Origin of the sequence: Ideonella benzenivorans, assembly GCF_020387415.1 — a bacterium.
GTDB classification, from domain to species: Bacteria; Pseudomonadota; Gammaproteobacteria; order Burkholderiales; family Burkholderiaceae_C; genus Ideonella; species Ideonella benzenivorans.
The window spans coordinates 437,939-455,406 of record NZ_JAGWCB010000018.1 but is presented as its reverse complement, the minus strand read 5'-3'; the positions used below and the strand labels follow the sequence as shown (position 1 = coordinate 455,406).

Sequence of the window (17,468 nt, the reverse complement as noted above, 5' to 3'; positions counted from 1 at the left end):
GAGCCCTGCCATGGACGCCGTGTCCCCGACCCTGATCAACCTGATCATCTTCGTGCTGGCCATCTACGTGGGTTACCACGTGGTGTGGACCGTCACGCCCGCGCTGCACACCCCGCTGATGGCGGTGACCAACGCGATTTCCGCCATCGTCATCGTGGGCGCCATGCTGGCCGCCGCGCTGACCGAAACCCCCCTGGGCAAGACCATGGGCGTGCTGGCCGTGGCCCTGGCCGCGGTGAACGTCTTCGGCGGCTTCCTCGTGACCCGCCGCATGCTGGAGATGTTCAAGAAGAAGGAAAAGAAGAAGCCGGAGGTCAGCGCGTGAAGGCCCTGGTCCTCACCGTCGTCTTCGTCGTCGGCCTGATCAACGCCAGCTTCGTCGGCGTGGTCGTGGCCGAGCTGGCCGAGTCCCGCCCCGCGGGCGCGCTGGCTGCGCTCGTCACGCTGGCCCTCGAGGCCCTCGTCGTGCGCCAGGTCCGCCAGGCCATCGCCACATCCTCTTCTGCCCAGAACCCGCCCGGGAGTTCCGCATGAGCATGAACCTCGTGACGCTGCTGTACCTGATCGCCAGCGTCTGCTTCATCCAGGCCTTGAAAGGCCTGTCCCACCCCACCACCTCGATCCGCGGCAATGTGTTCGGCATGACCGGCATGACGATCGCGGTGCTCACCACCGCCGCGCTGATCGCCAAGCTGGCCGGCTCCCCCCTGGGCCTGTCCTGGGTGCTGGTCGGCCTGCTGGTCGGCGGCAGCGCCGGCGCCATCATGGCCCAGCGGGTGGAGATGACCAAGATGCCCGAGCTGGTGGCCTTCATGCACAGCATGATCGGCCTGGCCGCGGTCTTCATCGCGGTGGCCGCCGTGGCCGAGCCCGGCGCCCTGCTGCACGGCCTGGCCAAGGGCGACCCCATCCCCGCCGGCAACCGGCTGGAGCTGTTCCTGGGCGCGGCCATCGGTGCCATCACCTTCAGCGGCTCGGTCATCGCCTTCGGCAAGCTCTCGGGCAAGTCCAAGTTCCGCCTGTTCCAGGGCACGCCGGTGCAGTTCGGCGGCCAGCACCTCTTGAACCTGGTGCTGGGCCTGGCCACCGTCGGCCTGGGCCTGGCCTTCATGGCCACCGAAAGCTGGGGCGCCTTCTTCGGCATGCTGGCCCTGGCCTTCGTGCTGGGCGTGCTGATCATCATCCCGATCGGCGGCGCCGACATGCCGGTGGTGGTGTCCATGCTCAACAGCTACTCGGGCTGGGCGGCCGCGGGCATCGGCTTCTCGCTGAACAACAGCATGCTGATCATCGCCGGCTCGCTGGTGGGTAGCTCGGGCGCCATCCTCAGCTACATCATGTGCAAGGCGATGAACCGCTCGTTCATCAACGTGATCCTGGGTGGCTTTGGTGGCGATGCGACCACCGTCAGCGCCAGCGGCCAGGTGCAGCGCGCGGTCAAGAGCGGCAGCGCCGACGACGCGGCCTTCATCCTGGGCAATGCCGAGACGGTGGTCATCGTGCCGGGCTACGGCCTGGCGGTGGCCCGCGCCCAGCATGCGGTCAAGGAGCTGGCCGAGAAGCTCACCGAGAAGGGCATCACGGTCAAGTACGCCATCCACCCGGTGGCCGGCCGGATGCCCGGCCACATGAACGTGCTGCTGGCCGAGGCCGAGGTGCCCTACGACCAGGTCTTCGAGATGGAGGACATCAACGGCGAGTTCGGCCAGACCGACGTGGCCATCATCCTGGGCGCCAACGACGTGGTGAACCCGGCCGCGCTGCAGAAGGGCTCGCCCATCTACGGCATGCCCATCCTGGAGGCCTACAAGGCCAAGACGGTGATCGTGAACAAGCGCTCGATGGCCGCGGGCTACGCCGGCCTGGACAACGAGCTGTTCTACCTGGACAAGACGATGATGGTCTTCGGCGACGCCAAGAAGGTGGTCGAGGAGATGGTCAAGGCCGTCGAGTGAGGGCGGGGGCGCGGGAGCGCCCGCGTACCATGCCGGCATGACCCTCGCCATCGTCAGCGCCCTGCCCGACGAGCTGGCCGCGCTGCAGGCGCGGCTGGACGTCGACCACACCCAGACCCTGGCCGGCCGCACGCTGCACCGCGGGCGCCTGGCCGGTCACGACGCCCTCCTGGTGCTGTGCGGCGTGGGCAAGGTGGCCGCGGCCACCACCACCGCGCTGCTGCTGGACCGTTTCGCTGTCAGCGAGCTGCTGTTCACCGGCGTGGCCGGCGGCATCGGCCCCGACGTGGCGGTGGGCGACGTGGTGGTGGCCGACACCTTGCTGCAGCACGACATGGACGCCTCGCCGCTGTTCCCGCGCTGGGAGGTGCCGTTCACCGGCCGCAGCCGCTTTCCGGCCGATGCCGCGCTGACCGATCGGCTGGCCGCAGCCGCCCGGCGGGTGCTGCGCGAGGCCCCGCCGGCCGCCCTGTCGGCCTTCGGCGTACAGGCCCCCCAGGTGCACCGCGGCCTGGTGCTCAGCGGCGATCGCTTCGTGTCCTCGCAGGCCGAGGTCCAGACCCTGCGCGCCGACCTGCCCGACGCGCTGGCGGTGGAGATGGAAGGCGCGGCCGTGGCCCAGGTCTGCCACGACTTCGGCCGGCCCTTCGCGGTGCTGCGCAGCATCTCCGACCGCGCCGACGACGACGCGCACGTGGACTTCCCGCGCTTTCTGCGCCAGGTGGCCGCACCGTACTCGCGCGACATCGTGCTGGCCGCCCTGCAGGCCGGCTGAGGGCTGCGCGCCCAGCGCCACGGCCCGGGGCCACCCCCCGGGATTTCCCGCAGTCGACGTATTTTCGAACGATCGTTCGATTACGATCTGGCCCGCATCGAATGGAGTCCTGGGGATGGAACGAATCTGGTTGAAGAACTACCCGGCCGGCGTGCCGGCCGAGATCGACGTGTCGGTCTATCCCTCGCTGGTCGCGCTGCTGGAGGAGAGTTTCCGCAAGCACGCGGCGCTGCCGGCCTACCGCTTCATGGGCAAGAGCTTCAGCTACGCCCAGGTCGACGAGCTCTCGCGCGCCTTCGCGGCCTACCTGCAGGCCAGCGGCCTGCAGCCCGGTGACCGGGTGGCCGTGATGATGCCCAACGTGCCCCAGTACCCGGTGGTGGTGGCCGGCATCCTGCGCGCGGGCATGGTGGTGGTCAACGTCAACCCGCTCTACACCCCGCGCGAGCTGGAGCACCAGCTCAAGGACGCCGGCACCCGCTCCATCGTCATCATGGAGAACTTCGCCGCCACGCTGCAGGCGGCGCAGGCCCATGCCAAGGTGGTGGACCACGTGGTGCTGACCGCCATGGGCGACATGCTGGGCTGGATCAAGGGCGCGGTGGTCAACCACGTGGTGCGCCGGGTCAAGAAGATGGTGCCCGAGTTCCAGCTGGCCGACGCGGTGCGCTTCAACGACGCCATCGCCCAGGGCCGCGGCACCGTGTTCAAGCCGGTCACCGTGCGGCCGGACGACATCGCAGTGCTGCAGTACACCGGCGGCACCACCGGCATCAGCAAGGGTGCGGTGCTGCTGCACCGCAACCTGGTGGCCAACGTGCTGCAGTCCGAAGCTTGGTACCGCCCGGCCATCGACCGGGTGGCCGACGAGGGCCAGGTGGTCACCATCTGCGCGCTGCCGCTCTATCACATCTTCGGCTTCAACACGAACATGATGCTGGGCCTGCGCATGGGCGGCTGCGGCATCCTGATCCCCAACCCGCGCGACATCGCCGGCACGCTCAAGACCCTGTCGACCGAGCGCTTCCACAGCTTCCCTGCGGTCAACACCCTGTTCCATGCGATGGCCCACCACCCGGATTTCGACAAGGTGGACTGGAGCCACCTGAAGATGTCGGTGGGCGGCGGCATGGCGGTGCAGCAGGCCACGGCCAAGCTGTGGCTGGAGAAGACCGGCTGCCCGATCTGCGAGGGCTACGGCCTGTCGGAGACCTCGCCGGTGGTGTCCTGCAACCCCACCACCTCCAGCGCCTACAGCGGCACCATCGGCATGCCGGTGCCCAACACCGAGCTGCGCCTGCTCGACGACGAGGGCAACGAGGTGCCCGCCGGCCAGGCCGGCGAGATCGCGGTGCGCGGCCCGCAGGTGATGGCCGGCTACTGGCAGCGCCCGGACGAGACCGCCCGCGTGATGACCGCCGACGGCTTCTTCCGCACCGGCGACGTGGGCATGGTGGACGAGCGCGGCTACTTCCGCATCGTCGACCGCAAGAAGGACATGATCCTGGTGTCCGGCTTCAACGTTTACCCTAACGAAGTCGAGGACGTGATCACCCAAATGCCGGGCATCATGGAGTGTGCCGCCGTCGGGGTTCCCGACGAGAAGGCCGGCGAGGTGGTGAAGGTCGTGATCGTGAAGAAGGACCCCGCAGTGACAGAGGCCGATGTGCGGCACTGGTGCGAAGCCAACCTGACCGGCTACAAGCGGCCCAAGTTGGTGGAGTTCCGCAGCGACCTGCCCAAGACGCCGGTGGGCAAGGTGCTGCGGCGCGAACTGCGCGACCGGCCCGCCACGCCGGCGCGCTGACCCCAGGTTTCCCGGTGCGCGGTGCCGCGCGCCTCCCCGGCTGCTGGCACCATGAACAAGCGCTACGTCAAGACCCCCGCGGGCCACGCGGAGATCCAGTCCAAGACCCTGGCCCTGTCGCGGCCGGTGCGCAACCTGCTGCTGGTCATCAATGACAGCCAGCCTGGCGAGGTCTGGCTGCAGCAGATCCGGGGCCTGGCCGGCACCGACCTGACCGCCCTGCTCGACGCCGGCCTGATCGCCGAAACCGCGCCCCCGGGCGCGGCCGTGGCCCGCCCGGCCCGTCGCCCGGACGGCAGCGACAGCAGCCCCGCCGACACGGTGCCCGGCAGCCTCACCCCAACGGGCATCGAGGCTGCCACCGGGTCGCTGCAGGACGCGCAGCAATGCATCGACGCGGCCGACTACACCCCGCTCTACGACACGCTCACCGCCCAGGCCAAGGGCCAGTTGGGCTTGCTGAAGGGCTACCGCTTCACGCTGGAGGTGGAGCGGGCGGCCGACCTCGCCGCACTGCGCACCCTGGCCCGCCGCTTCGCCCAGGGCCTGCACGACGACCATGGCCCGGCGGCGCTGCGTCAGTTCCTCGACGCCCTGCGCGCGGCCGGCTGAGCCTGGCCCACCCGGTGCCGGGGCTGGCACACTCTCGGCCCATGCCTGTCCGAGTCCACCTTGACGCGCCGCTGCACGAAGGCGCCGACCTGACCCTGCCGCCCGAGGCCTCCCGCCACATCCAGGTGCTGCGCCTGCAACCGGGCGATGCGCTGATCGTCTTCAACGGCCAGGGCGGCGAATGGGCCGCCACCGTCACCCGCATGGGCCGGCAGGACGTCGATCTGGCCATCGGCCCCCACCAGGCCACCGACCGCGAGCTGGCCTGCCCGGTCACCATCGCGCTGGGCATGCCCGCCAATGAGCGCATGGACACGCTGGTGGAAAAAGCCACCGAACTGGGTGTGTACGCGATCCAGCCGCTGATGTGCGCCCGTTCGGTGCTGAAGCTCTCCGGCGAGCGGGCCGAGAAGCGCCGCGCCCACTGGCAGGGCGTGGCCGAGGCCGCGGCCGAACAGAGCGGCCGCACCCGGGTGCCGGCCGTGGCCTCCATCCAGTCCTTCGACGCCTGGCTGGCCCAGGCTGCGACGGCCACGGGCCTGTGCCAGGTGCTGAGCTTCGGCCCCGACGCCGCCGGCCCGGCCACGCTGCTACAGGCCCGCGGGCCGGTGCTGCTGCTGTCCGGCCCCGAGGGCGGGCTGGACCCGCGCGAGGAGGACCTGGCCCGTCAAGCCGGCTTCCAGCCGCTCAGCCTGGGGCCGCGTGTGCTGCGCGCGGACACCGCCCCGCTGGCCGCGCTCAGCCTGCTGGCCCTGGCCGGCGGCTGACCCCTGCGGCGTGCACGCCACGCCGGCCGGACCTCTGGCACACCGCACCCGCCGCGCCATCGCCCCGGACGTGACAGGGACACGCGGGCGGGCCATGCTCCCGACCTCGATCATCAATCTCTCAGGAAGGAGAACCCCATGGGACTGCTGGATGCAGTGAATGGCCTGCTGAACGGCGCGGCCGGCGGCGGCCAGAACGACCTGATGGCCCTGGCCAGCCAGCTGCTGGACAGCAACGCACCGGGCGGTGGCCTGGGCGGGCTGGTGCAGCAGTTCGAGCAGGGGGGCCTGGGTCAGGTCATCGGCTCCTGGATCTCGAACGGGCAGAACCTGCCGATCAGCGCCGAGCAGCTGCAGTCGGTGCTGGGTGGCCACCCGGCGCTGGCCGGCCTGCTGCAGCAGGCCCAGGGGCCCCAGGGCCAGGCGATGCTGGGCCAGCTGGCCCAGCTGCTGCCGGAACTGGTGAACCGGATGACACCCCAGGGTCAGCTGCCCGCCACGCCCGCGGAGGCGCCCGATCTGGGCAGCCTGCTGGGTGGGCTGAGCGGCCTGCTCAAGGGCTGAGCGCCCCCAGGGCTCAGGGCGCGGGGTTGTCCGCGCCCTTGCGCGCCGAGCCAGCGACCATGTCGAAGCGGAACAGCCGGCACTCGATCGGCCCGTTCCACATCGGGATGCGCCGGCTTTCCTTCAGGCGCATCAGGCTGGGCAGCTTGGCCTCGGGCGTCAGCACCCAGGCCGTCCAGCCGCTGTAGCCCTTCTTCCAGTGGGCGGCCAGGCGGGCGTAGAACTCGCCGGCATCGGCCGCGCCCTCGAACTTCTCTCCCTGGGTGCCGCCCTGGCCGGTGCCCTTGGGCGCGATGCGCTCGCCGTAGGGCGGGTTCATCAGCAGGGTGCCATGCTCGGCCGGCGCCGGGCGCTGCAGCGCATCGGCGGTCTTGAACTCGATCGCGTGCGTCACGCCGGCCCGCTCGGCATTGCGCGTGGCGAAGTCGGTCATGCGGAAGGACACGTCGCCCGCCCACACCGGCACCGCCGGCGCATGCACGGCGGCCTGGGCCGCGGCCTTCATCTCGCGCCAGGCCGACAGCTGGTCCCGGAAGGGCAGCAGGCGCTCGAAGGCGAAGCGGCGCTGCAGGCCGGGCGCGATGCCGCAGGCGATCTGCGCGGCCTCGATGGCGATCGTGCCGGCGCCGCAGCACGGATCCAGCAGGCCACCATCCTCGGGCCGGCCGTGCCAGCCGATGGCCGCCAGCATCGCCGCGGCCAGGGTTTCTTTCAGCGGCGCCTCGCCCTTGGCCTCGCGCCAGCCGCGCTTGAACAGCGCCTCGCCGGAGAGGTCCACGCTCAGGCTGGCGTGGTCGGGCCCCACGTGCAGCACCAGCGACAGATCGGGGTGGTAGGTGTCGACGCTGGGCCGCTCGCCGCAGGCCTCGCGCATCTGGTCGCACACGGCGTCCTTGATGCGCAGGGCGGCGAAGTTCAGGCTTTGCAGCGGCGAGCGCCAGGCGTTCGCATCCACCCGCAGCGTCTGCTGCGGCGTGATCCAGTCGCTCCAGCGCACCCGGCGCGCCAGGTCGTAGAGGTCGTGCTCGTTGGCGTAGCCGCCCTCAGCCACCTGCCACAGCACGCGCTGCGCCAGCCGGCTGCCCAGGTTCAGGCGCATGGCCTCGGCCAGGCCGCCGTCGACATAGACGCCGCCGCGTCCGGCTTCGACCCGGGCTTGCGGGCCCAGCAAGGCCTGGCATTCCTCGACCAGCCAGGGCTCGGTGCCGGCGGCGCAGGGCAGGAACAGCGTGCCCTGGCGGACGCTGCTGGCAGGACGGGAACCGGCGGCCCGCACCACACGGCGCGGACCGGCTGCGCCGGGCGCCGGGGTGGGGGAAACGGTCATAGAGCCTTGCGGAGGTTGGCGGGCGCGATCTTGAGCGCCTCGCGGTACTTGGCCACGGTGCGGCGGGCCACCTGGATGCCCTGTTCTTCCAGCATGTCGGCGATCTGGCTGTCCGACAAGGGCTTCTTGGTGTCCTCGGCCGCGACGAACTGCTTGATCAGTGCGCGCACCGCGGTGCTGGAGGCGTTGCCGCCGGCATCGGTGTTGAGCGAGGAGCCGAAGAAGTACTTCAGCTCGAAAGTGCCCTGCGGCGTGGCCATGTACTTGGCCGTCGTGACGCGGGAGATGGTGGATTCGTGCAGGCCCAGCTCGTCGGCGATCTCGCGCAGCACCAGCGGCTTCATCGCGATCTCGCCATGGGTGAAGAAGTTCTTCTGCCGCTCGACGATGGCCGAGCTCACGCGCAGGATGGTGTCGAAGCGCTGCTGGATGTTGCGGATGAACCAGCGCGCCTCCTGCAGCCGGGCCGACAGATTGCCGCCGCCGCGCTGGCCGCGGATGGCCTGGGCGTAGAGGTCGGACACGCGCAGCTTGGGCATCACGTCCGGGTTGAGCGTGGCCTTCCAGTTGCGGCCGGACTTCACGACGATGACGTCGGGCACGACGATCAGCTGCTCGGCCCGGGCGAAGGGCCGGCCGGGCTTGGGTTCGCAGGCGATGATCATCGCCTGGGCGGCCTTCACGGTGGCCTCGTCACAGCCGGTGGCGGTGGCGAGCTTCTTCATGTCGCGCCGGGCCAGCAGGTCCAGGTGGCCGGCCACGATCTGCAGCGCGCAGGCGCGCGCCGGGGTGTCGGCCCGCTGGCGCAGCTGCAGCGCCAGGCACTCGGACAGGTTGGCCGCGCCGACGCCGGCCGGCTCCAGGCTCTGCAGCCACTTCAGGCCGCAGCGCAGTTCGTCCTGCAGGGCCTCGCGCGCCTCGGGGTCGGTGATGTCGAGCGAGTCGGCGATGCGCTCGGCAATCTCCTCCAGCGAGCCATCCAGGTAGCCGTCCTCGTCCAGCGACTCGATCAGCGCCAGCACCGCCGCGGCATCGCGGTCGGCCAGGCGCATGCCGCTGAGCTGGGTGCGCAGATGGTCCTGCAGCGTGGGGCCGCTGCCGGCCCGGTCCTGGGGCTCGAAATCATCGTCGCCAGAGGCCGTGTGGCTGGGCGTCTCGCGGATGCCATCGAAGTCATCCCCCTCGGTGCCGTTCTCCCAGTCCGCACGCTCGGTGGTGCCGAAGTCGGAGGCTTCCATGCCCGCCGGCTCATCGGAGCCTTCGCTGCCCCCGCCGGTCTCGCCGCCCTCCTCGGTCCCGGCACTGGCCGTCGAGGGGGAGAGGCTGCCCCGGTCCAGGGGCGCGATCTCGTCAAAGCCGCCGCCGTCGTCCTCCGGCTCCAGAAAGGGGTTCTGCTCGAGCATCTGCTCGACTTCCTGGTGCAGTTCCAGCGTCGAGAGCTGCAACAGCCGGATGGACTGCTGCAACTGGGGCGTGAGCGCCAGATGCTGGGACAGGCGAACCTGCAGGGTGGGCTTCATCGTCGCGGGTTCACATCCGGAAGTGCTCACCGAGGTAGACCCGGCGCACGTCCGGGTTCTCGATGATTTGCTGCGGGGTGCCCTCGGCCAACACATCACCCTGGCTGATGATGTAGGCCCGGTCGCAGATGCCCAGGGTTTCGCGCACGTTGTGGTCGGTGATCAACACCCCGATGCCACGCGCCTTGAGGAAGCCGATGATGCGCTGGATCTCGATCACGGCGATCGGATCCACACCGGCAAAGGGTTCGTCCAGCAGGATGAAGCGCGGCTGGGTGGCCAGCGCCCGGGCGATCTCGACCCGGCGCCGCTCGCCGCCCGACAGTGCCGGGGCCGGCGTGTCGCGCAGGCCGGTCAGGCTCAGGTCGCTGAGCAAGCGGTCGAGCTGCTGCTGAATCACGGACGCCTGCAGCGGCTTGCCGCGTTCGTCCATCTGCAGTTCCAGCACCGCGCGGATGTTCTCCTCGACGGTGAGCTTGCGGAAGATGGAGGCTTCCTGCGGCAGATAGGACAGGCCCAGGCGCGAACGCAGGTGGATGGGCATGCGCTCGACCGAGGTGCCATCGATGGTGATGCGGCCTTCGTCGCAGCGCACCAGGCCCACCACCATGTAGAAGGTGGTGGTCTTGCCGGCACCGTTGGGGCCCAGCAGGCCGACGACCTCGCCGGCGGCCACCGCCAGGTGCACGCTCTTGACCACGGTGCGCGCCCCGTAGGTCTTGCGCAGGTCGGAGGCTTCCAGACGGCTGGGGGCGGGCAGGGGCCGCTCGCTCACTGGGCGCCCCCCGCACTGCTGGCCGCGGAGGCGGCGGCCGGCGCCGACGCACTGCGCGGCGTGAACACCAGCCGCACCTTGCCCGGCACGACGCCGGGCTTGGCCGGCCCCTGGCCGTCGAACTGCACCGTGTCCTGGCGCTGGTCGTAGGTGATGACCGAGCCGCTGGCCTCGTCGGTCACGGTGCCGGCGCGGCGCATGCGCAGCCAGGCATTGCCCAGCAGCTTGATGCGTTCGCTGGCGCCGTCGTACTCAATGCGGTCGGCCTGGGCCTCGATGAACTCATCGGCCACATCCCGCTTCTGCTGGAAGGTGGCCTGGCGGGCGGGCCAGCTGAAGGCCACCGCGTTGTAGAGGCCGTCCTGCGGCTCGCGCACCTCGACCCGGTCGGCCCGGATCAGCATCGTGCCCTGGCTGATGCTGACGTTGCCCGACACCACGGTGAGCTTGCGCGCCAGATCCACCTGGGCCGATTGCTTGCCGTCGCTCTCGACCACCAGCGGCTTCTGGCGGTCGGTCTTCTCGGCGCGCGCGCCCACACCCACCGCCATGAGGATGGACAGGGCCAGCAGGGAAAGGCGAAGACGCGAGGGCATGGGTTTCGGCATGAAAATTGCAGACCATTCTACGACGCACATCCCCGCCTGCGTGTCGGGCGTTCCGAGCAATTTGCAGGGACTTGCGCACCGGGCCGGACGGCGGCTCAGGCCCGGTGCGGGGGCAGGCGCTCAGCCCTGGCTTTTGCGCAGCCGCGCGATCAGCGCATCGGCGGTGGCGTAGAGCCGGGCCTCGCTGCCGGTCAGGGCCGCCGAGGTGGTGTAGCGCCCCTGGAAGCCCAGCGTGGGCACGCCGTCGATCTTGTAGCCCTCGGCCAGGGCCTTGGCCTGACGCAGCTTGCCCTCGACGGTGAAGGACTTCATCGTCTGCAGCACCTTCTGCCCGTCCAGCCCCTGGCCGTTGAAGAAGGCCACCACATCGGCGTCCTTGTCCAGCCGCTGGTGCTGCACATGCATGGCGGCAAAGACCTTGGCATGCAGCGCCTCCACCTTGCCCAGGATCTCCAGCGCGTAGTAGATGCGGGCGTGGTAGCTGTGCATCGGGGTGAAGGTGGCGGCCACGCGCTCGAAGTGGACCGTGGCCGGCAGCTTCTTGACCCAGGCCTCCAGCGAAGGCTCCAGCGCAAAGCAGTGCGGGCAGCCGTACCAGAAAAACTCCACCACCTCGACCTTGCCGGTCGGCGCGATCGGCACCGGCGGCGACACGCGCAGGAAGTCCCGGCCTTCGACCGGCGCCCCCTGGGCCTGGGCCGCGCGGCCCGTCAGGGAGAGAAGACCGGTCAGACCGGCCAGCTGCCAGGGAAATTCACGCCGATTCATGGGGATGGATTCCTTGCAAGAGAAGTGAGCGCGGACGGGCGGGGCCCGCCGTGCCTCAGGGGTGATTGCGCTCCACCCGCACCAGGGCGGAATCGAGGCCCGCCCCCTTGAGCCGGTCCTGCTGGCGCTCGGCCTCATCCCGGCTGTCGAACGGCCCCAGGCGCACCCGGTAGACGGTGCGACCGGCCTGCTCGCGCTCGGACACCTTGGCCACCAGGCCCTGCATGGCCAGACGCGCGCGCTGCTGCTCGGCGTCGTTCGAATTGGAGTAGGCCCCGGCCTGGACGAAGTAGATGAAGGCATCACCGCCGGCAGCCGCGGGTTCCGCCGGCTTGTCGGTCTTGGCGGGCTTGTCGGCCTTGGAACTGACGGGCTCGCCAGCCAGGATCGCTGCCGGGTCACGGCTGTCGCGGGTCTCGTGCTTGGGCTTGGGGCTGGCCGTGGCCGATGCGGCCGAGGCAGCCGGCTTGGCCGCCACGGGCTTGCCCACCACGGCCACCGGCACCGGCGAGGACGCGGCGCCCGCGGTGCGCGGGGCTGGCGCGGCCTCGGTGGCCGGCTCGGAGGCCGGCATCACCGGACGCGGGGCCTGCTTGCCGGCCAGGCCGGCGTTGGGATCCCAGGTCTTGAGCTTCTCGGCCTCCTGGGCCTCCTGCTCGGGCGTGCGGTGGCCGACCTTGTCCATGAAGGGCACCGGCACCTTGGCGATGTAGAGCGCCACGCCCAGGGCAATGGCCAGGCCCACCAGCAGGCCGACGATGATCCCGAGGACGAAACCACCCCGTTGCGCCCCCCGGCGGGCACCGCTGCCGAGCTTCATGCGTTCTCCTGTTGTTCCGCGCGAGACATGGATTCTGGGGCGCTGACGCCCAGCACCGCCAGCGCATTGCGCAGCACGTGGCGCGTGGCCGACAGCAGGGCCAGGCGGGCTTGCGCCAGGGCCTTGTCCTCCACCAGGAAGCGCTCGGCCGCGTAGTAGCTGTGGAAGGCCGCCGCCAGATCACGCACGTAGAAGGCCACGTCGTGCGGCGCCAGCGAGGCCGCCGCCGAGCTGAGCATCTCGGGGTACTCGGCCAGCTTGAGCATCAGCGCCAGCTCGGCCGGCGCGCTCAGCAGCGACAGGTCGGCCCCCTCGGGCGACAGGCCTTGCGTGGCGCCCTGGGCCAGCACCGAGCAGATGCGGGCATGGGCGTACTGCACGTAGAACACCGGGTTCTCGTCGTTCTGCTTCAGGGCCAGGTCGATGTCGAAGGTGAACTCGGTGTCGGCCTTGCGGCTGATCAGGAAGAAGCGCACCGCGTCGCGGCTGGTCCAGTCGATCAGGTCGCGCAGCGTCACGTAGCTGCCGGCGCGCTTGCTGATCTTGACCTCGGCGCCGTTGCGCATCACCCGCACCATCGTGTTGAGCACGTAGTCGGGGTAGCCCTTGGGGATGCCCACGCCCACGCCCTGCAGGCCGGCGCGCACCCGGGCGATGGTGCCGTGGTGGTCGGTGCCCTGGCAGTTGATGACCTTGGTGAAGCCACGCTCCCACTTGGCGATGTGGTAGGCCACATCCGGCACGAAGTAGGTGTAGCTGCCGTCGGTCTTGCGCATGACCCGGTCCTTGTCGTCCCCGTCGTCGGTGGAGCGCAGCCACAGCGCGCCATCCTTCTCGTAGGTCTTGCCCGCGGCGATCAGCGCGTTGACGGTCTTCTCGACCCGGCCGCTGGTGTAGAGGCTGGACTCCAGGTAGTAGTTGTCGAAGCGGACGCTGAAGGCCTGCAGGTCCAGATCCTGTTCATGGCGCAGATAGGCCACGGCGAACTGGCGGATGCTGTCCAGGTCCTCGGGGTCGCCCGAGGCGGTGTACTCGCGGTCGTCCGACTTGACCGTCTTCTTGGCCAGGAAATCGGCGGCGATGTCGGCAATGTAGTCGCCGTTGTAGGCACTTTCAGGCCAATCGGCATCGCCGGGCTTCAAGCCCCGGAGGCGGCACTGGGTCGAGTTGGCCAGCGTGGCGATCTGCACCCCCGCGTCGTTGTAATAGAACTCGCGGGTGACGTCCCAGCCCTGGGTCTCGAACAGGTTGCACAGGCTGTCGCCCAGCGCGCCCTGGCGGGCATGGCCCACGTGCAGCGGGCCGGTCGGGTTGGCCGAGACGAACTCCACCATCAGCTTCTGGCCATTGGCCGGCTGGCGGCCGAAGGACGCGGGGGCGGCCAGCACCTCGCCCACCACCGCCTGCTTGGCGGCCGGCGCCAGGCGCAGGTTGATGAAGCCCGGGCCGGCGATCTCCAGCGAAGACACCCAGCGCGCAAAGGCGGGCTGGGCCTTCAGGGCCACGATCAGCTGCTCGGCCACGGCGCGCGGGTTGGAACGCAGCGGCTTGGCCAGCTGCATCGCCACCGTGATGGCCAGGTCGCCGTGGGCGGCCTGCTTGGGCGACTCGAATTGGGGGGTGAGGGCGGCGTCGGGGGCCAGCTGCGCGACCGCAGCGGCCAGCGCACCTTGGAGCTCTGCCTTGGCTTGGATCATGGCCGGGATTCTAAGGTTGCGCCCTGCGCGCCGCCCGCCGCCCCCGGGCGGGGCCACCCCGGCTTCGCGGCGAAAAGGCGGGTGGACGGCACGTTCTTTCCGGCAATACCCCCGGGAGGGGACTGGCACCATGGAATTCCCTGCCCGACCGTCCGGCCGACCCCCAGCGCCCATGTCCTCGTCCACTTCGACCCTTGGCCGCGCCGACCGCCACGAATCCACCGTGACGCTGGCGCTGCAGCCGGATCTGCCGACGACCATCGGCAAGTACCGGGTGGAATCCCGCCTGGGCACCGGCGCCACCAGCGAGGTCTTTCTGGCGCACGACCGCTTCAGCAACCGGGTGGTGGCGATCAAGCGGGTGCAGGCCCGGCCCCACGCCACCGCGGCCGAGATGCGGTTCTCCGACCGCTTCTTCGCCGCCGAAGCCGCCCTGGTGGGCAAGCTCAACCACCCGAACGTGGTGCAGCTGCTGGACGCGGTCGAGGCCCCGGATTCGCGCTACCTGGTGATGGAGTACGTGCCCGGCGTCACGCTGCGGCATTTCTGCACCCCCGAGCGCCTGCTGTCGCTGGAACAGGTGGTGGAAGTGGGCTTCAAGTGCGCGATGGCGCTGGGCTACATGTTCCGCCAGGGCCTGGTGCACCGTGACGTCAAGCCGGCCAACATCCTGGTCACGGTGGACGGCGACGACATCACCACGCTGAAGATCAGCGATTTCGGCAGTGTGCTGGACCTGGCCTCCGACCAGACCCAGGTGCACCGGGTCGGCTCGCTGGCCTACATCTCGCCCGAGCAGCTCGACGGTGCCGAGGTGGACTGCCGGGCCGACATCTATTCGCTGGCCGCCGTGCTCTACCACCTGATCGCCGGCCGCCCGCCGTTCGAGGCCGACAACCAGGGCGCGCTGCTGAACATGATCTGGCACCGGGAGCCCGACCCGCTGGTGGGCTGCCGCGAAGGCGTCACCGAGGCGCTGGACCAGGTGATCCGCGGCGCCATGGCCAAGAAGGCCGAGGACCGCCCCGCCAGCTGGGACGACTTCGCCAACCAGCTCTCGGCCCTGATCACCCGCAACGAGGTGCCGCGCGGCCCGCTGCAGCGGGTGCTGGATTCGGAACGCTTCACGCTGCTGCGCCACCTGGACTTCTTCACCGACTTCGGCGACGTGGAGCTGTGGGAGGTGGTGCACCGCGCCCGCTGGCAGCGCTTCCCGCTGGGCCACCCCATCTACAAGGCCGGGCAGGAAGGGCGGCGCTTCCACATCCTCGCCCAGGGCGAGGTGGAGGTGTTCCGCGATGGCCAGAAGGTGGCCAGCTTCGGCGCCGGCACCTCGGTGGGCGAGCTGGCCTACCTGGCGCCCAGCCCGGACCTGCGCAAGCACTCGGCCGATGTGGTGGTCAGCCAGCCCTGCACCACGATCTCGTTCACGCCCGACGCGATGGAACATTTGAGCGAGCGGACCCGCCACCGCTTCGACAGCGGTTTCATCCGGGTGCTGGTGCGCCGGCTCAACGAGGCCCATGCGGCGCTGCAGCACCCGCAGCGCATCCTCTGAGTGGCGGGGGCGTCTCCCCCTGACGGGGGTCAACGGCGCGCAATGGTTTGCGTTGAAATGGTCAGGACAGTGTCATACGCTTGCGGCACCGTCTCCACATCTCACAGCAACCACACGCAGAGGACCTCATGAAGAAACTGATCCTGGCCGCCGCACTGGCATCCCTGGCGGGTCTGGCCCTGGCCCAGCCCGCGCCGGCTTCTGCCGCCGCCTCCGGCCCCAAGGCCAAGACCGCTCAACAGAGCAAGATGGGCGCCTGCAACGAGCAGGCCGGTGACAAGAAGGGCGCCGAACGCAAGGCCTTCATGAAGGAATGCCTGGGCGCCAAGGCGCCGATGGCCGCCGCCTCGGGCTCGGCCAAGACCGCGCAACAGGAAAAGATGACGACCTGCAACGCCGACGCCAAGACCAAGGCGCTCAAGGGCGCCGAACGCAAGGCCTTCATGAAGGAATGCCTGAGCGCGAAGTAAGCCCTCGGCGCATGCCCAAAAGAAAGCCCGGCACCTGCCGGGCTTTTTCGTGGCCCCGCTGCTGCGCGGGCCCCGGTCGGTGAGTCAGCGCTTCTGCTGCTCCAACAGCTTGGTGTACTCGGCCGACATCTTCTCCACAAAGGCCACTGCCGCCTGCTGCTGCTCGGCCTGGAACTTCACCAGCTTCTCGAACTGGTCCGCCGCCAGCCCGAAGGGCGCCCCGGCCGGCCGCATCGAATTGAGCAGCGTCTGCTGGGACTTCAGCACCATCGTCCAGGCATCCTGGGCCTGCCGCACGGACGCCTTGGATTGCTCCCACAGCGTCTTGGCCATTTCCATCTGAACCTTGTCCATCATCGGGCGTCTCCTTGCAGCCGCGGCACATGCCGGCCCCAGGCTAGCAGGCCCACCGGCCCGGGGGCAAGAGGGGGGAACGACGAGGGCGGTGCTCAGCGGCTGCGCCAGTAGGCCGGGTCGCCATAGGTGTGCTTGAGGAAATCGATCCACAGCCGCACCCGCAGCGCCAGGTGGCGGGCGCTGGGAAAGACCGCGTAGATGCCGTTGGGCGGCGCCGCGAAGTCGTCCAGCACGCTGACCAGCCGGCCGGCTGCCAGGTCGGCCTGCACCTCCCAGGTGCTGCGCCAGGCGATGCCCAGGCTCTGCAGGCACCACTCGTGCAGCACCTGGCCGTCGCTGCAGTCGAGCCGGCCGCGCGGGCGCAGGTGGCTCACCTCGCCCTCGATCCGGAAGGCCCAGCCGCGGGTCTGGCTGGCGTCGGAGCTGAGCGTCAGGCAGTCGTGGCGCAGCAGGTCCGAGGGTTGTTGCGGCACGCCGGCCCGGGCCAGGTAGGCGGGCGTGGCCACGCACAGGCGGCGGTTGTCGGCCAGGCGCACACTGACCAGCCGCGAGTCGGGCAGGTCGCCCACCCGCACCGCACAGTCCACGTTCTCGTTGACGATGTCCACCACCCGGTCGGACAGATTCAGCGACAGGGTCACCTCGGTGTGCTCGGCCAGGAAGGCCGGCACCAGCGGCGCCACATGCCGGCGGCCAAAGCCGGCTGGCGCCGTCACCCGCAAGTGACCACTCGCTTTCACACCCCCCGCCGAGACGCTGGCCTCGGCGTTGTTGAAGTCGGCGATCAGGCGCTGGCAGTCCTCCAGAAAGGCGCTGCCCTCGTGGGTCAGGGTGATGCGACGGGTGGTGCGGGTCAGCAGCTTCACGCCCAGCCGGGCTTCCAGCGCATCCATGCGCCGGCCGATCACGGCCGGGGCCACGCCCTCGGCCTGGGCCGCGGCACTGAGCGAGCCGCGGCTGGCCACGGCCACGAAGGTTTCCATCTGCTTGAGGCGGTCCATGCGATCGGCGCCGCTGATTCGATCCTTTTAGTCACGAATCAATCGACTTCATCGGTATTAATGTTCTGCCAAGTATCGAATAGATTG

At 70.0% G+C, this 17,468-nt stretch carries 19 protein-coding genes; 10 read left to right on the top strand and 9 right to left on the bottom strand.

Features of this window, described 5'->3' with window-relative positions; genetic code table 11:
* Window positions 1-10: 10 nt before the first annotated feature.
* The 8 genes from KGA65_RS18535 to KGA65_RS18500 all read left to right on the top strand — a co-directional run bounded on the left by KGA65_RS18535 (window position 11) and on the right by KGA65_RS18500 (window position 6,480).
* Complete coding sequence (locus tag KGA65_RS18535; RefSeq protein ID WP_225864600.1) at window positions 11-325, top strand: NAD(P) transhydrogenase subunit alpha part 2; 315 nt, start codon at window positions 11-13, stop codon at window positions 323-325.
* Window positions 322-534, top strand: a complete 213-nt coding sequence (locus KGA65_RS18530) for a hypothetical protein (RefSeq protein WP_225864599.1) — start codon at window positions 322-324, stop codon at window positions 532-534. The genes KGA65_RS18535 and KGA65_RS18530 overlap by 4 nt, the downstream gene beginning before the upstream one ends.
* On the top strand, window positions 531-1,955 hold the full coding sequence (locus KGA65_RS18525; RefSeq protein ID WP_225864598.1) for an NAD(P)(+) transhydrogenase (Re/Si-specific) subunit beta: 1,425 nt from the start codon (window positions 531-533) through the stop codon (window positions 1,953-1,955). The genes KGA65_RS18530 and KGA65_RS18525 overlap by 4 nt, the downstream gene beginning before the upstream one ends.
* Window positions 1,956-1,992: 37 nt before the next feature.
* Window positions 1,993-2,730, top strand: a complete 738-nt coding sequence (locus KGA65_RS18520) for a 5'-methylthioadenosine/adenosylhomocysteine nucleosidase (protein ID WP_225864597.1) — start codon at window positions 1,993-1,995, stop codon at window positions 2,728-2,730.
* A 115-nt stretch (window positions 2,731-2,845) separates the two neighbouring features.
* Window positions 2,846-4,537, top strand: a complete 1,692-nt coding sequence (locus KGA65_RS18515; RefSeq protein WP_225864596.1) for a long-chain-fatty-acid--CoA ligase — start codon at window positions 2,846-2,848, stop codon at window positions 4,535-4,537.
* A 51-nt stretch (window positions 4,538-4,588) separates the two neighbouring features.
* A complete protein-coding gene (locus KGA65_RS18510; RefSeq protein ID WP_225864595.1) occupies window positions 4,589-5,149 on the top strand; it encodes a hypothetical protein in 561 nt (186 codons plus the stop codon).
* 41 nt (window positions 5,150-5,190) lie between these two features.
* The gene (locus tag KGA65_RS18505; RefSeq protein ID WP_225864594.1) at window positions 5,191-5,916 is read left to right on the top strand and encodes a 16S rRNA (uracil(1498)-N(3))-methyltransferase; all 726 of its coding nucleotides are present in this window, start codon (window positions 5,191-5,193) and stop codon (window positions 5,914-5,916) included.
* 138 nt (window positions 5,917-6,054) lie between these two features.
* Window positions 6,055-6,480, top strand: coding sequence for a YidB family protein (locus KGA65_RS18500; protein WP_225864593.1), 426 nt, complete (start codon window positions 6,055-6,057; stop codon window positions 6,478-6,480).
* A 13-nt stretch (window positions 6,481-6,493) separates the two neighbouring features.
* Here the strand turns inward: KGA65_RS18500 and KGA65_RS18495 are convergent, their stop codons facing one another.
* The 7 genes from KGA65_RS18495 to argS form a co-directional block, all read right to left on the bottom strand.
* The gene (locus tag KGA65_RS18495; protein ID WP_225864592.1) at window positions 6,494-7,807 is read right to left on the bottom strand and encodes a THUMP domain-containing class I SAM-dependent RNA methyltransferase; all 1,314 of its coding nucleotides are present in this window, start codon (window positions 7,805-7,807) and stop codon (window positions 6,494-6,496) included.
* Window positions 7,804-9,327: an RNA polymerase factor sigma-54 gene (locus KGA65_RS18490; protein WP_225864591.1), complete on the bottom strand. Its 1,524-nt coding sequence runs from the start codon at window positions 9,325-9,327 to the stop codon at window positions 7,804-7,806. Before KGA65_RS18490 ends, KGA65_RS18495 begins: the two co-directional genes overlap by 4 nt.
* A 10-nt stretch (window positions 9,328-9,337) precedes the next feature.
* Window positions 9,338-10,102, bottom strand: a complete 765-nt coding sequence (gene lptB, locus KGA65_RS18485; protein ID WP_225864590.1) for an LPS export ABC transporter ATP-binding protein — start codon at window positions 10,100-10,102, stop codon at window positions 9,338-9,340.
* Window positions 10,099-10,698: a lipopolysaccharide transport periplasmic protein LptA gene (gene lptA, locus KGA65_RS18480; protein ID WP_225864589.1), complete on the bottom strand. Its 600-nt coding sequence runs from the start codon at window positions 10,696-10,698 to the stop codon at window positions 10,099-10,101. Before lptA ends, lptB begins: the two co-directional genes overlap by 4 nt.
* Before the next feature lie 132 nt (window positions 10,699-10,830).
* Window positions 10,831-11,478: a thiol:disulfide interchange protein DsbA/DsbL gene (locus KGA65_RS18475; RefSeq protein WP_225864588.1), complete on the bottom strand. Its 648-nt coding sequence runs from the start codon at window positions 11,476-11,478 to the stop codon at window positions 10,831-10,833.
* A gap of 55 nt (window positions 11,479-11,533) precedes the next feature.
* Window positions 11,534-12,298, bottom strand: coding sequence for an SPOR domain-containing protein (locus KGA65_RS18470; RefSeq protein WP_225864587.1), 765 nt, complete (start codon window positions 12,296-12,298; stop codon window positions 11,534-11,536).
* A complete protein-coding gene (gene argS, locus KGA65_RS18465) occupies window positions 12,295-13,995 on the bottom strand; it encodes an arginine--tRNA ligase (RefSeq protein ID WP_225864586.1) in 1,701 nt (566 codons plus the stop codon). The genes KGA65_RS18470 and argS overlap by 4 nt, the downstream gene beginning before the upstream one ends.
* A 172-nt stretch (window positions 13,996-14,167) precedes the next feature.
* Here argS and KGA65_RS18460 point away from each other — a divergent pair, with 172 nt between their 5' ends.
* Together KGA65_RS18460 and KGA65_RS18455 are read left to right on the top strand one after the other, a co-directional pair.
* A complete protein-coding gene (locus KGA65_RS18460) occupies window positions 14,168-15,553 on the top strand; it encodes a serine/threonine-protein kinase (protein WP_225864585.1) in 1,386 nt (461 codons plus the stop codon).
* A gap of 128 nt (window positions 15,554-15,681) precedes the next feature.
* Complete coding sequence (locus KGA65_RS18455; RefSeq protein WP_225864584.1) at window positions 15,682-16,023, top strand: PsiF family protein; 342 nt, start codon at window positions 15,682-15,684, stop codon at window positions 16,021-16,023.
* Window positions 16,024-16,107: 84 nt separating this feature from the next.
* On the opposite strand, the gene KGA65_RS18450 is transcribed toward KGA65_RS18455, so the two are convergent.
* Window positions 16,108-16,380, bottom strand: a complete 273-nt coding sequence (locus KGA65_RS18450; protein ID WP_225864583.1) for a hypothetical protein — start codon at window positions 16,378-16,380, stop codon at window positions 16,108-16,110.
* 92 nt (window positions 16,381-16,472) lie between these two features.
* Entirely contained in the window at window positions 16,473-17,381 is a 909-nt protein-coding gene (locus tag KGA65_RS18445) for a LysR family transcriptional regulator (protein WP_225864582.1), read from the bottom strand.
* Between the last annotated feature and the right edge of the window lie 87 nt (window positions 17,382-17,468).